The following is a 13,994-nucleotide window of genomic DNA, read 5'->3' as shown; positions in this document are numbered from 1 at the left end:
CGCGACGCAAGGCCGCTCCCACAAGTCCGCGTTCGGGTCAGCTGATCACTCAGCATCCAAGTGCATCGGCGTTACCACCCGTCCATCACTCTCAGCCTGCCCCAGGTTGGTATCGATGAAGTAGACCCGGTCATCCTCGAGCTTGCCCTTGTCAACCAGGTAGTCCTTGATGCTGCTGGCCCTTTCCTGGCCAAGGGTGCGCAGCAACGCAGGGCTTTCAGCCCACGACTTGATCACCGCCTCGCGCAGCTTGGCGGTGCGCTCGTCACGGCTCAACTGCTCCCACTCGGCGGGAGGTTGTTGCTTCAGGCGGGTCCGGTAGATGCCTTCGAGCATCGCCGGCTTGTCGCGCTCATCGACCTGCAGCATCGAGGCATTGGCCGGTACCTTGTCGCCACGGCGTTGCAGGATTTTGTACCAGTTCGCCTGGTATTCACGTTCCAGGCGTTGCTGAGCAATCAAGGGGCCGTCGCTGCTCTGGGCACTGGTGCCTTCGATCTCCAGGCGAAGCTCCGGGCGCTCCTTGAGTGCGGATGCGAGCTTGTCCAGTGCCGATTGCGCATCGCCACTGAGCTCACTGGAGCCTGGGGCGAACGCCACGGTACCGAGGTCTTCCGAGCCGCCACCGGCAATCAGCCCACCGATGAACTTGAACGGCGCCTGCGCCGCACGCAGCACCAGGTTGCGCAGGGTCTGCCAGACGATCGGCATGACGCTGAACTGCGGGTTGTTCAGGTCACCGGAAACTGGCAGTTCAATGGAGATCCGCCCTTCAGTGTCCTTCAGCAGCGCGATCGCCAGGCGGATCGGCAGGTCCACGGCATCCGGGCTGTCGACCTTCTCACCCAGTTGCAGCTGCTCGACCACCACCTTGTTCTCGGCCTTGAGCTGACCGTTGGTGATCAGGTAATGCAGGTCAAGGTTCAGCCGCCCCTTGCGGATGCGGAAGCCGGCGAACTTGCCGGAGTAGGGCGTCAATGTGGTCAGTTCGACGCGCTTGAAGCTGGTGGCGATATCCAGGCTGGCCAGCGGGTTGAAGGGGTTGAGTGCGCCCTTGATGGTGACCGGGGCATAACGGTCGACCTTGCCTTTGACGTCGACCTTGGCCGGGGTCGGCTTGCGGTTGTCGATGGTGCCTATCCGGCCATTGAGCTGCTGGATGGCGGTGGCAAAGTTCGGGGTGAGGGTCAGGTCGGCGAAGTTGGCCGAGCCATCGTTGATGTCGATCTGGCCGATGCGGATGCCCAGTGGCTTGCCGGCATTGGCACTGGCCGGCTTGGCCGGGCTGCTGGCAGGCGCGCCGGCCGGTTGGGGGATCAGCAGGTCGTCGACGCTGGTGGTGCGGTCTTCGTTGATGATGAAGCGTGCGTAGGGCTGCAGCAGGGTCACCTTGTCGATCGACAGGGCATCACCGTGCACGTACGACAGGCCATCGACGTTCACTTGCTGCCATTTGACGAAGTCACGGCCCTTGATGGTGTCCAGGGTGTGCAACTGGTTGACCTGAGCCTTGCCTGCAACGCTGAAGGCCAATGGCTCGGTGCTCGTGAGGTTGACCTTGAGGTCGCTGGCGAGCATGCCACTGCGCAGCTCAAGGCGAATGAACGGGCTGATGTAGGCCTGGGCGACGCGCAGGTCGATGTCACGGGTGCTGACATCGAGCTTGGCCGTGAGCGGCGCCAGATTCACTTCACCTGCCGCCTGCAGCTTGCCTTGCTTGCCAATGCCGGTGTCGAGCTTGAGGGTGAATGGCGACTGGTTGAGGCTGTCGAAACCTTGCATATCGAGGTTCAGCGGGCCTACGTCCAGCGCCACCGGCTCCTTCTGGCTGCGGTCGGCGAGGTGAGCCTGATAGTTGCGCAGTTGCACGTCCTTGAGCAGTACCTGCCAAGGCTTGCTCGGCGCTTTCGCGGCTTTTTCATCTGCGCTGGGCTCGGCAGTCGCCGGCTCGGCTTTTTCTTTCGGGGTGGGCTTGGCCGGCTGGCTGGCGAACAGCTTCTGCCAGTCGAGCTGGCCGTCCTTTTCCAGGGCTGCCCAGGTTTCCAGTTTTTCGCTGCGGACTTTGCCGACGGTGACCAGCTGCCTGGCCAGGTCGATGGACGTCTCACTCACCTCCAGGTTGGCCAGGCGCACCAATGGCCGGCCATCGGGTGCCTTGATGGCGAACGGCGCGACCTTGACCGAGGTGTTGTCCAGCAACAGCTCGGTTTCCTTGGACAGGTTGAGCGTGTAGTGGGTGTCGAGGTTGACCACGCCGTCTTCAAGCACAAGGGGCAGGGCATCGCGGACATAGGGCCAGAACAGCTTCATCTTGCCGTCGGTGACTTTCAGTGTGCCTTTCGAGGCGATCGGCGCCAGGCTGAGGGTGCCATTCCAGTCGACGCGGCCACCATTGGGACCGAGCGCCACCAAGGTCATGTCGGCGTTGTCGTCGGGCAGGGTACTGAGATTCTTCAGCTCCAGGTTCATGTCGTCGTAGAGGAACTCGATCGGTTCGCTCGGGCGCACGTCCTCGAAATGCAGGTAGCCGCCGCTGATCTTGATGCTGTCGATACGCAGCGGGAAGGGATCGCCGGCGGGCGCGTCCGGTTTGGGTTCGCTGGCTGGCAACTTGAACAGTTGGGTCAGGTTGAGCGTGCCGTCCTTGGCGAACAGCACCTCGTTGCGGGGTTTGTCGAGCTCGATCGCCTGCAGGTGCAGTGCGCGTTTCCACAGGCTATCGAGCGCCAGGTTCGCGTATAGCCGTTCGAAGCCGACCTGCTCCTTGCCGGGCTCGCCGAGTTGCAGGCCCCACAAGGTCAGCTCGAGGCTGAAGGGGTTGAGTTCGATGCGTTGCAGATGCGCCGGCACGGTAGCGTATTGCGCCAGCTGCTGGTTGGCGATCCGCAAGGCGACACCAGGGAGGATGAGGAAGCCGAGCAGGCTGTAGAGGCCACAAGAGCCAACAGGGCGCCGAGGGCGCGAGTCAATCCTTTGTACATGTGTCGCTTCGTCTGTCTAAGCAGGAGTGCTTGGAGTATGGCACGTTAAATCGGTTCCGCTGAGGCGACCAGTTTCCCCTCACTCGATACCCATGCGCCGCCTGGCCCGGTGCGCCGAACCGTCACGCATGGCCCAGCGCAGGATCGGTGCCGTGCGCTGCAGGCCAAGGCGGATCATCTGTCGTTGCAGCGGCCCCTGTTGAAGGCCGAGCAGGGCCTGGGCCCAGTCCGGCAGCAGGTCGATACCCGCCTGCAGCATCAATTTGCCCACTGGCTCGGCAAGGCGACTGGGTGCGGGGGCTTCGAGCAGTATCCCGACCACTTCCAGGCTACGGGCGCTGCATTGCAGCTGTGGGCGCATCTGCTGCAGATAGTCCTCGACCTGTTGGCAGGAGCGTGGCACCCCACGGGCACCGAGGCGTTCGGCAATCAGGGCGATCTCGGCGTAGTAAGCGTCCTGATCGGCGCGTGACAGTTGCGGGTCACGGTAGCGCAGGTGGGCAGCAAGGAAGCTGCTGACTTCGGCTACATGCACCCAGGTCAGCAGGTCTGGGTCGCTGGCAGCGTAGGGACGGCCGTCCGGTGCAGTACCGGTCACCTGCACGTGGATGGTGCGCACCTTATCGATCAACCACTCGGCATCACGGGTGGAGCCGAACGTGGTGCCGGAGATGAACTGGCTGGTGCGACGCAGGCGACCGAGCAGGTCTTCGCGAAAATTGGAGTGGTCCCACACCCCGGCCAAGGCCAGCGGATGCAACAGTTGCAGCATCAGGGCACTGATCCCACCAACCAGCATGCTCGGAAAGTCGCCATGCACCCGCCAGCTGATGCTGTGGGGGCCGAACAGGCCGGGGTCGCCCTTGGGAGATTCAAGGTCGAGCTGGCCGAGGGCCAGCCCGGTGAGGCTCATGACCTGGGTTTCGATGCGTCGGCGTAGGGCTTCCATGGCGTCCTGTGCGTCAGGACGGCCAGGGAACGTGGCCGCCCGCTATTGATTGAGGCGTTTGTCGATCAGGCCCTGGACTACGCTCGGGTCGGCCAGGGTCGACGTGTCGCCGAGATTGTCCAGTTCGTTGCAGGCGATCTTGCGCAGTATACGCCGCATGATCTTGCCCGAGCGGGTCTTGGGCAAGGCCGGGGCCCACTGAATCAGCTCTGGCTTGGCGAAACTGCCGATCTCCTTGCTGACCAGCGCCAGCAACTCGGCCTTGAGCGTATCGTCCGGGGTAATGCCATTCATGGGCGTAACGAAGGCATACACGCCCTGGCCCTTGAGGTCATGCGGATAGCCGACCACGGCAGCCTCGGCGACGCTGTCGTGCAGCACCAGCGCGCTTTCCACCTCGGCGGTGCCGATGCGGTGCCCGGAGACGTTGATGACATCATCGATGCGGCCGGTGATCCAGTAGTCACCGTCGGCATCGCGGCGGGCGCCGTCACCGGTGAAATAGTAGCCGGGCATGGGTTTGAAGTAGGTGTCGACCATGCGCTGGTGGTCGCCGTAGACGCTGCGTATCTGCCCTGGCCAACTGGCCTTGATCACCAGCAGCCCGGCGCCGGGGCCTTCGACCAGTTTGCCTTTTTCATCCAGCAGCGCAGGTTGCACGCCGAACATCGGCTGGGTGGCGCAGCCGGGCTTGAGTCGTTGTGCCCCGGGCAGCGGCGTGAGCATGATGCCGCCGGTCTCGGTCTGCCACCAGGTGTCGACGATGGGGCAACGCTTTTGTCCAACCTCTTCGAAATACCACTCCCAGGCTTCCGGGTTGATCGGCTCGCCTACGCTGCCGAGCAGGCGCAGGCTTTTGCGCGAGGTTCCCTGCAGCGGCGCCGAGCCTTCGCGCATCAAGGCACGCAGCGCAGTGGGCGCGGTGTAGAAGATGTTCACCTGATGTTTGTCCACCACCTGCCAGAAGCGCGAGGTGTCTGGGTAGTTGGGGACGCCTTCGAACATCAGCGAAATCGCACCGTTGGCCAGCGGCCCGTAGACGATGTAACTGTGACCGGTGACCCATCCAACGTCTGCCGTGCACCAGAACACCTCGCCATCGCGGTAATCGAACACCACCTTGAAGGTCATGGCTGCCTGCAGCAGGTAACCAGCGGTGCTATGTAGCACCCCCTTGGGTTTGCCGGTACTGCCGGAGGTATACAGGATGAACAATGGGGCTTCGGCGTCCATCGGTTCGGGCGGGCAGTGGTCGCCGGCCTTTTCGGTCACTTCGTGATACCACAGGTCGCGGCCTTCGCTCCAGGCGACATCGCCACCGGTACGACGCACCACGAACACGCTGCTGACCGCAGGGCAACTGCTCAGGGCCTTGTCGACGTTCTGCTTGAGCGGGATGCGTTTGCCGCCGCGTACGCCTTCGTCGGCGGTGATCACGGTGCGGCAGTCGGCATCGAGAATGCGGTCGCGCAGGGCATCTGGCGAGAAGCCGCCGAACACCACCGAGTGGATGGCACCGATGCGTGTGCAAGCGAGCATGGCATAGGCGGCTTCTGGAATCATCGGCATGTAGATGCACACCCGGTCGCCCTTGTGTACACCTCTTGCCTTTAGCGCATTGGCCAGGCGGCAGACCTGGCGGTGCAGCTCGCGGTAGCTGATGGCCTTGGAGTCCTTGGGGTCGTCACCCTCCCACAGCAGGGCGGTTTGCTCGCCGCGCTGTGCCAGGTGACGATCGATGCAGTTGAAGCTGACGTTGAGCTGGGCACCGTCGAACCAGCGGGCCTTGCCGTTCTTCAGGTCGCATTGCTGCACGCTCGACCAGGGTTTGGTCCAGTCCAGGCGTTTGGCCTGTTCGGCCCAGAAGGTGTCGGGATCGTCGACCGACTGGCGGTAGAGGCGCTGGTAGTCGTCGGGGGAAAGGCTGGCGGACTGGCTGACGGCCAAGGCCTGGGGATACTGTCTGATATCGAACATGGCGGGTGGTCCTGCTCTTGTCGGAGGGACGGCAGCGGCTATTCGATGGACAGTGTAGCTGGAGTGGTGTTCAACCGACCCGGCCTCTTCGCGGGTAAGAGGCCGGGACAGGCGTCAGATCAGCCGCGGTGACGGCCGCGGAAGTAGTTGATCAGGCCTTGGGTGGAACCGTCTTCGGCGCTGTCTTCAAGGCTGCCCACAAGACGTTGGTATACGCCTTTGCCCAGCTCCTTGCCCAGCTCGACGCCCCACTGGTCAAAGGCGTTGATGCCCCAGATCACGCTTTGCACGAACACCTTGTGCTCGTACATCGCCACCAGTGCGCCCAGGCGGCGCGGGCTGATGCGTTCGACTACCAGGGTGTTGCTCGGGCGGTTGCCAGGAATCACCTTGTGCGGCGCGAGCTTTTCGATGTCCGCGTCGTTCAGGCCCTTCTGGCGCAGTTCGGCTTCGGCTTCTTCACGGGTCTTGCCGAGCATCAGCGCCTGGCTCTGCGACAGGCAGTTGGCGTACAGCCACTGATGGTGGTCCGCCACCGGGTTGAAGCTGACCACTGGCACGATGAAGTCGGCCGGGATCAGCTGGGTGCCCTGGTGCAGCAACTGGTGGTAGGCATGCTGGCCGTTGCAGCCGACGCCGCCCCAGATCACCGGACCGGTATCGGTCTTCACCGGGGTGCCATCCTGCAGCACGCTCTTGCCGTTGGACTCCATGTCCAGCTGCTGCAGGTGCTTGGTGATGTTGCGCAGGTAATGGTCGTACGGCAGGATCGCGTGGCTGCTGGCGCCCCAGAAGTTGCCATACCAGACGCCCAGCAGGGCCAGCAGCACGGGCATGTTCTTGTCGAACGGCGCGGTCTGGAAGTGCTGGTCCATGGTGTAGGCACCGGACAGCAGTTCCTTGAAGTTGGCGGTCCCGATGGCCAAGGCGATCGGCAGGCCGATGGCCGACCACAGCGAGTAGCGCCCGCCTACCCAGTCCCACATCGGGAAGATGTTCTCTTCACGCATGCCGAAGGCCACGGCAGCGGCCTTGTTGCTGGAAACCGCGATGAAGTGACGGTACAGCTCGGCTTCCGAGCCGCCTTGAGCAAGGTACCAGGTGCGCGCGGCCGTCGCATTCTTCAGGGTCTCGAGGGTGTTGAACGACTTCGACGAGACGATGAACAGCGTGGTTTCGGCGCGCAGGTTGGCCGACAGTTCGTGGAATTCGCTGCCGTCGATATTGGCCAGGTAATGGCAACGCACGCCACGCTGGGCGTAAGGCAGCAAGGCTTCAGAGACCAGCTCGGGGCCGAGGAATGAGCCACCGATGCCGATGTTGACCACATCGGTGATCGGCTTTTCGCTGTAGCCACGCCACAGGCCGTCATGGATTCGGCCGACCAGCTCGGTAATCTGGTTGAGTACCTTGTGGACTTCCGGCATCACGTTGACACCGTTGACGTTGAGCTTGTCGCCGACCGGACGGCGCAGCGCAGTGTGCAGCACCGGACGGCCTTCCGAGGCGTTGATGATCTCGCCGCTGAACATCGACTTGATCGCATCCTGCAGGCCAACCTGTTCGGCCAGGCTGACCAGAAGACCACGAGTTTCGTCGGTGATCAGGTTTTTCGAATAGTCGAGGAACAGCCCGCAGCTGCTCAGGGAGAACTGGTCGAAGCGCTTGGCGTCGGCGGCAAAGGCTTCGCGCATGCTGAAGCCTTGCATGGCGTCGCGGTGTGCTTGCAGGGCCTGCCAGGCAGGCAGGGCCGTAACATCGTGGGGTGTACGGTAATACGCCATTGCGCGGAATTCCTTGATGCGAGATGTGCCTTGGACAGGGCAGTCATTGCCGGGTTCAGGCTGGCCATCATTATAGGCAAAGGCCGCGCGCAGGGAATGGCTATGCAGGGGGAATTTGGGGCTGCGAAGCAGCCCCGGAAGGTTATGCGGTCTTCTCGTCCAGATGCAGATACAGGTTGTCGATCAACCGGGTGTTACCCAGGTAAGCGGCAACCAGAATCACCAGGTCCCGGTCACCGAACGCTGCCGGGCGCAGGTTCACGGCATGGCGCACTTCCAGGTAATCCGGGCGCAGGCCGGCAGCGCTCAGCTGTGCCTTGCCTTGCTCGATCAGCGCGGCGAAATCCACCTGGCCGCGGCCGAGCGCCTCACCGATCTGCTGCAGGGTGCGATACACCACTGGCGCCGTGGCGCGTTGCTCAGGCGTCAGGTAACCGTTGCGTGAAGACAGCGCCAGGCCATCTTCGGCGCGCACGGTCGGCTCGCCGATGATCTGGATCGGCATGTTCAGGTCGCGCACCATGGCGCGAATTACCGCCAGTTGCTGGTAGTCCTTTTCGCCAAACACGGCCAGGTCTGGCTGGACCATGTTGAACAGCTTGCTGACCACGGTGGCCACGCCTTCGAAATGCCCAGGGCGGCTGGCACCGCACAGGCCTTCGGACAGGTTGGGCACGCTGACTCGGGTTTGCACGCTCATGCCGTCCGGGTACATCTCTTCCACGGTGGGTGCGAACAGCAGGTTGCAACCGGCCTGCAGCAGGCGCTCCTGGTCGGCGGCGAGGGTGCGCGGGTATTTGTCGAGGTCTTCGTTGGCACCGAACTGCAAGGGGTTGACGAAGATGCTGGCGACCACGAAATCGGCACGTTGGGCAGCCTTGGCCACCAGCGCGGCATGGCCGCTGTGCAGGTTGCCCATGGTCGGCACGAAGCCGATGCGCTTGCCTTCGCCGCGTGCACGAGCGACGGCGGCACGCAGTTCGCGGACGGTCTTGACTGTGTTCATGCGCTGAATCCGTGTTCGGCAGCGGGGAAGGCAACGTCTTTGACGGCCTTGACGTAGGCGGTGAGGGCGCTCTGGATATCGGGCTGGCCTTGCATGAAGTTCTTCACGAACTTCGGCACGCGGCCACTCAGCGACAGGCCGAGCATGTCGTGCAGGACCAATACCTGGCCATCGGTGGCGCTACCGGCACCGATGCCGATCACCGGAATGCTCACTGCCTGGGTGATTTCTGCGGCCAGTTCGCTCGGTACGCATTCGAGCAGCAGCATCGCCGCGCCGGCTTGCTCCAGCGCAATGGCGTCGGCGCGCATCTGCCGGGCTTGCGCTTCCTGACGGCCTTGGACCTTGTATCCGCCCAGGACGTTGACGGTCTGCGGCGTCAGGCCCATGTGCGCGCACACTGGCACGCCGCGTTCGGCCAGCAGGCGGATGGTTTCGGCCAGCCAGGCGGCGCCTTCGAGCTTGATCATGTGGGCGCCGGCCTGCATCAGCGTGGCGCAGTTGGCAAACGCCTGCTCGGGAGTGGCGTGGGCCATGAACGGCAGGTCGGCGAGGATCAGCGCGCCATCATTGCCGCGTTTGACGCAGGCGGTGTGGTAGGCCATCTCTGCGGTGGTGACGGGCAGTGTGCTGTCATGGCCCTGCAGGACCATGCCCAGGGAGTCGCCCACCAGCAACACGTCGACGCCAGCCTGGCTGCAGGCCTTGGCGAAGGTTGCATCGTAGCAGGTCAGCATGGTGATCTTTTCACCCTTGGCCTTGAGGCCATGCAGGGTGGTCAGGGTTACTTCAGGCATGTAGGAAAATCCTCGTTCAGGCGCTGTGAAAAACGACTGCATACAACGCGCGTAGTCATCTTCCGGAGCGGCACATCATCGCGCGTGATGTTCGGGCACAGGTCCGTCCGGGCCTAAATACGGGTATGCGGCACTTTGGTGCCACACGGGACGCCTATAGTCGTGAGCGAGGTGGGGGAAGTCAATCACCCTGTTACCGCATTGTTACTAACAGGGTGTTACTGGCGTTACCGTGCCTGGGTGAATATCGCAAACGCCCGGTTTACAGGCGTTCCAGGCCGACGAATGGGCAGGCTTCGAGCAGTTGCGCAAGGGCACGGCCATCGGCCAGGCAGAAGTCGTCTGCGACCAGTTCGGCCAAGGGGTACAGCACGAAGGGGCGTGCATGCATGTGGTAGTGCGGCACCTGCAGGCGTGGCAGATCGATGACCTGGTCGCCGAACAGCAGGATATCCAGGTCGAGGGTGCGCGGGCCCCAGCGTTCCTTGCGCACACGGCCCTGGTCGTTCTCGATGGCTTGCAGGGCGTCGAGCAGTTCCAGCGGTGCCAGGCTGGTATCGAGGGCTGCTACCGCGTTGGTGTAACGCGGCTGGCCGGGCAACAGCGAGTCGCTGGTGTACAGCGCCGAAGCGACCACCAGGCGGCTGTCGGCAATCTGGTCGAGCGCCTGCAGGGCGCTGCGCAGTTGTTCTGCGGGCGCGTCCAGATTGCTACCGAGGCCGATGAAGGCGCGCGTGGTCACTCGAACGCCTCGTCACCGCCGCTGCGCTTGCGCTTGCCGCCACTGCGCTTGCGTTTGCGCGGGCCGCCAGCAGCGCCTTCGTCACGGCTGCCGAGCTCACGAATCATCTCGCGGCGCTCGCTGTCGTTGGCATCCTGGTAGTCGGTCCACCACTGGCCGAGGTCGTCGGTTTCTTCGCCGGCGCTTTCACGCAACAGCAGGAAGTCGTAACCGGCACGGAAACGCGGGTTGTCGAGCAGCAGGTCGGCACGCTTGCCACTGCGGCGCGGCAGGCGTTCCTGCATGTCCCAGATCTCGCGGATGGGCAGGGTGAAGCGTTTCGGAATGGCGATGCGTGCGCACTGCTCGGCGATCAGGTCGTGGGCTGCACCGTTCATGGCCGGGATCGGCGGCACGCCTTGGCTCTGCAGGTGCAGCACACGGCCTGGCAGGGCTGGCCAGAGCAGGGCGGCGAACAGGAAGGCCGGGGTCACCGGCTTGCCCTGCTTGACGCGCAGGTCGGTGTTGTTCAGCGCCTGGCTGATCAAGGTGTGGGTGTAGGTCGGACGCTCGTCCAGGGCATGGGCACTGGCCGGGAACAATGGTTCGAACAGTTCCAGGTCGACCAGCATTTCGAAGGCGATGGCCCCTTGGCCGGAGAGGAACAGCTTCAGGCATTCCTCGAACAGGCGTGCGGGCGGGATCTCGCGCAGCAGTGGTGCCAGTTTGCGGATCGGCTGGAAGGTGTGCTTCTCGATGCCGAAGTCGAGCTTCGCCGCAAAACGCACCGCGCGCAACATGCGTACCGGGTCTTCCTGGTAGCGGTGGGTCGGGTCGCCGATCAGACGCAACAGGCGGTTGCGGATGTCGTGCACGCCATTGGCGTAGTCGAGGATGCGCTCGCTGACCGGATCGTAGTACAGGGCGTTGATGGTGAAGTCGCGGCGCTGCGCGTCTTCTTCCAAGGTGCCGTACACGTTGTCACGCAGAATGCGACCACTGGCGTTGTGCGACGAACGGTGGCTGTCACTCTGGTCATCTTCGGAGTGGGGCGCGCGGAAGGTGGCGACTTCGATGATCTCACGGCCGAAATGCACATGGACCAGCTTGAAGCGCCGACCAATGATGCGCGCGTTGCGGAACTCGGCACGCACCTGCTCGGGTGTGGCGCTGGTGGCGACGTCGAAGTCCTTGGGCGTGATGCCCAGCATCAGGTCGCGGACGCAGCCACCGACCAGATATGCCTGGTAGCCCGCGCTCTGCAGGCGCTCGACGATGTTCACCGCGTGCCGGCTGAACTGGTGGCGCTGCAGCGAGTGTTGGCTCTTGTTGATCACCTCTGGCGTGGTGCGCCGGTGGTGCTGGCCCGGTACGGGAGGGCGGAACGACTGGAACAGCTTCTTCAGCATGGGATGCACTGTTTGAAGGAATGTTCGGCCAAGAATAGGAGAATGGCCGCATGATGGGCGGGGATTCTAGCATTTACTCGGGGAATGGTGTAGGCGGTAGCAGGAGACCCTGCCGAAGGGGGGAGAACGACAAGGGGAGCCTAAGCTCCCCAAGAAGTCGTTGCGTGCTCTTATTGTTTTTTTACTGGGCTTCTTGTTTTTGTTGAGTGCCCTGTCCACAAATCTCGAAGCTTGTGGACGACCCCCAATCCAGGGGTAAAGAGCAAACGGATTGCTTTGGTCGCTGATGTCATGCTGATCGTTCGATCCAACCAGTTCAGGCGCTGCTTTCAAGTGCAGTTTTTGTTGTTCTCTGCCTGGTCGTGGGGCAAGCCCCAAACACGCATCCTCTCCAAAAGAATCAGTTAGCTGCGCCTCCGCCGTCTTGTTCTTATTGTGCGTGAGCCGTTTCGTCTTGTTCTTATTCTGAGTTGCTGTGCTTGTTATTGTTCTTGTACCAGACATATAGCAGGTGCCGTGCCAACTTTTCGAAAATCAATGAAATCAAGGGCTTGAAGCGGGTTGGCCGATTTCGTCAGCTCGAAAATGCAGGATTTTCGTTACCGTACACCTCGGGAACTGTTACGCCGCAAAGGTTGGGTAACAGATTTGTGCGGGAGCGGGTGTGTTACCTGGGGGGGGCGGGGCGCGACATCTTTGTCGCCTGTGAGATCGAGCGCCGCCCGCGCGGCGCATCGCGGATAAATCCGCTCCTACAGTGGCCATGCCTGTGAGGCCATGGTTGTCAGCTCTGTATGTAGGGCTCTCGTCATGCGCCAAGGCAGGCGACCATGGCGTCACAGGTTCAATAGATGTGGAGCGGATCATCCGCGATGCGCCGCGCGGGCGGCGCTCGATCTCACTGGCGAGAAAGATCTCGCGGAATACTCAGTTGTCGCTGGTGGCGTTGCTCTTGCGCCGCGGGATGCCGAGGCGCTGGCGCCGTTCCCACAGGCACTTGCGGCTGACGCCGAGCTTGCGTGCCAGCTCGGTCTCGGTCATGTGGTCCTGGTGCTCAAGCACGAAGTGCTGGAAGTAGTCCTCCAGCGACAGGTCTTCGGTCGGTTCATGGCTGGCACTGCTGGCGCTGGCCGCGACCAGGGCATTGTCGAGGATGTCATCCTCCTCGAGGTCGCTCAGCTCGATGTCGATGCCCAGCATGTCGGCGGAAATCTCCGCACTCTCGCTAAGGATCACCGCCCGCTCCACGGCGTTTTCCAGTTCGCGCACGTTGCCCGGCCAGCTGTAATGACGAATGGCTTGCTCGGCCTCGGCCGAGAAGTGCAGGTCGTCACGGCCGATGCGCGCGCTCTGGCGGGCGAGGAAGGCGTTGGCGATCTCGTTCACGTCACTGCCGCGCTCGCGCAGGGCCGGCAACTTCAGGGCGATCACGTGGAGGCGGTAATACAGGTCTTCGCGGAACTGCCCGGCCTTGGCCAGGTTCTTCAGGTCGCGGTGGGTCGCGGCGATCAGGCGCACGTCGACTTTTTGCGACTGTACCGAACCGACCCGGCGAATCTCGCCTTCCTGCAGCACGCGCAGCAGGCGTGCCTGGGCTTCGAGCGGCAGTTCACCGATTTCGTCGAGGAACAATGTGCCACCGTCGGCGGCTTCTACCAGGCCAGCACGGCCGGCACTGGCGCCGGTGAATGCCCCTTTTTCATGGCCGAACAGTTCCGACTCGATGAGGGTCTCCGGAATGGCCGCACAGTTCACCGAAATCATCGGCGCCTTGGCGCGCCGTGACAGGTTGTGCAGGGCGCGGGCGACCAGCTCTTTGCCGGTGCCCGACTCACCCTGGATCAGCACGTTGGAGTCGGTCGGTGCCACCTTGCGGATCTTGCTGTACATGTCCTGCATGGGCGGGCACGAACCGATGATGCCGATCTCGCCATTGGCGGCGGCACCTTTGTCGGCTGGCGCGGCCTTGCCGTTGGCCCGCGGCTCGGCGGCCGGGGCCGGCGCGGCTGCCGGCGCGTTCTGGCGGTCGCGCAGGATGCGCGCCACGGCCTGAAGCATTTCATCGTGATCGAAGGGTTTGGCGATGTAGTCCACCGCGCCCATCTTCATCGAGTCCACCGCCGAGCGCAGGCTGGCGTAGCTGGTCATGATCAGCACCGGCGTGCCCTGGCCAAGCTTGATCAGCTCGGTGCCCGGGGCACCCGGCAGGCGCAGGTCGCTGACGATCAGGTCGAAGGTGGCAATGCTGAAGCGTTCCTGGGCCTCCTGTACCGAGCCGGCTTCGCTGACCTGGTACTGATTGCGTTCGAGCAGCCGACGCAGGGCCGAGCGGATGATGGTTTCGTCTTCGACGATCAGAATGTGCGGCAT

General features: G+C 63.1%; 8 protein-coding genes and 1 pseudogene. All 9 read right to left on the bottom strand.

Annotated elements, in window-relative coordinates:
• Window positions 1-45: 45 nt before the first annotated feature.
• The 9 genes and pseudogenes from L6D64_RS25055 to L6D64_RS25015 all read right to left on the bottom strand — a co-directional run bounded on the left by L6D64_RS25055 (window position 46) and on the right by L6D64_RS25015 (window position 13,994).
• Window positions 46-2,981, bottom strand: a pseudogene (locus L6D64_RS25055) (DUF748 domain-containing protein).
• A 79-nt stretch (window positions 2,982-3,060) separates the two neighbouring features.
• A complete protein-coding gene (locus L6D64_RS25050; protein WP_176509694.1) occupies window positions 3,061-3,930 on the bottom strand; it encodes an oxygenase MpaB family protein in 870 nt (289 codons plus the stop codon).
• Between the two features lie 42 nt (window positions 3,931-3,972).
• Complete coding sequence (gene acs / locus L6D64_RS25045) at window positions 3,973-5,907, bottom strand: acetate--CoA ligase (RefSeq protein ID WP_176509693.1); 1,935 nt, start codon at window positions 5,905-5,907, stop codon at window positions 3,973-3,975.
• Between the two features lie 119 nt (window positions 5,908-6,026).
• On the bottom strand, window positions 6,027-7,691 hold the full coding sequence (pgi, locus tag L6D64_RS25040) for a glucose-6-phosphate isomerase (RefSeq protein ID WP_176509692.1): 1,665 nt from the start codon (window positions 7,689-7,691) through the stop codon (window positions 6,027-6,029).
• 142 nt (window positions 7,692-7,833) lie between these two features.
• Window positions 7,834-8,697 carry a pantoate--beta-alanine ligase gene (panC, locus tag L6D64_RS25035; protein ID WP_176509691.1) on the bottom strand — a complete coding sequence of 288 codons (864 nt, stop codon included), beginning with the start codon at window positions 8,695-8,697 and terminating at the stop codon, window positions 7,834-7,836.
• Complete coding sequence (panB, locus tag L6D64_RS25030) at window positions 8,694-9,494, bottom strand: 3-methyl-2-oxobutanoate hydroxymethyltransferase (protein WP_054885624.1); 801 nt, start codon at window positions 9,492-9,494, stop codon at window positions 8,694-8,696. Before panB ends, panC begins: the two co-directional genes overlap by 4 nt.
• A gap of 262 nt (window positions 9,495-9,756) precedes the next feature.
• Entirely contained in the window at window positions 9,757-10,236 is a 480-nt protein-coding gene (folK, locus tag L6D64_RS25025; protein ID WP_176509690.1) for a 2-amino-4-hydroxy-6-hydroxymethyldihydropteridine diphosphokinase, read from the bottom strand.
• Entirely contained in the window at window positions 10,233-11,624 is a 1,392-nt protein-coding gene (locus L6D64_RS25020; RefSeq protein ID WP_176509689.1) for a polynucleotide adenylyltransferase PcnB, read from the bottom strand. The genes folK and L6D64_RS25020 overlap by 4 nt, the downstream gene beginning before the upstream one ends.
• A 927-nt stretch (window positions 11,625-12,551) precedes the next feature.
• On the bottom strand, window positions 12,552-13,994 hold the full coding sequence (locus tag L6D64_RS25015; protein WP_054885621.1) for a sigma-54-dependent transcriptional regulator: 1,443 nt from the start codon (window positions 13,992-13,994) through the stop codon (window positions 12,552-12,554).

It is taken from the genome of Pseudomonas urethralis, from assembly GCF_021602465.1.
GTDB lineage: Bacteria > Pseudomonadota > Gammaproteobacteria > Pseudomonadales > Pseudomonadaceae > Aquipseudomonas > Aquipseudomonas vlassakiae.
The sequence above is the reverse complement of the archived record's forward strand: the minus strand, read 5'-3'. Positions and strand labels throughout refer to the sequence as shown.

What these genes read in the sequence shown, in the direction of transcription:
- L6D64_RS25050 (WP_176509694.1), bottom strand. Translation starts at nt 3,930, where the DNA reads ATGGAAGCCCTACGCCGACGCATCGAAACCCAGGTCATGAGCCTCACC.
- acs (WP_176509693.1), bottom strand. Translation starts at nt 5,907, where the DNA reads ATGTTCGATATCAGACAGTATCCCCAGGCCTTGGCCGTCAGCCAGTCC.
- pgi (WP_176509692.1), bottom strand. Translation starts at nt 7,691, where the DNA reads ATGGCGTATTACCGTACACCCCACGATGTTACGGCCCTGCCTGCCTGG.
- panC (WP_176509691.1), bottom strand. Translation starts at nt 8,697, where the DNA reads ATGAACACAGTCAAGACCGTCCGCGAACTGCGTGCCGCCGTCGCTCGT.
- panB (WP_054885624.1), bottom strand. Translation starts at nt 9,494, where the DNA reads ATGCCTGAAGTAACCCTGACCACCCTGCATGGCCTCAAGGCCAAGGGT.
- L6D64_RS25020 (WP_176509689.1), bottom strand. Translation starts at nt 11,624, where the DNA reads ATGCTGAAGAAGCTGTTCCAGTCGTTCCGCCCTCCCGTACCGGGCCAG.
- L6D64_RS25015 (WP_054885621.1), bottom strand. Translation starts at nt 13,994, where the DNA reads ATGCCGCACATTCTGATCGTCGAAGACGAAACCATCATCCGCTCGGCC.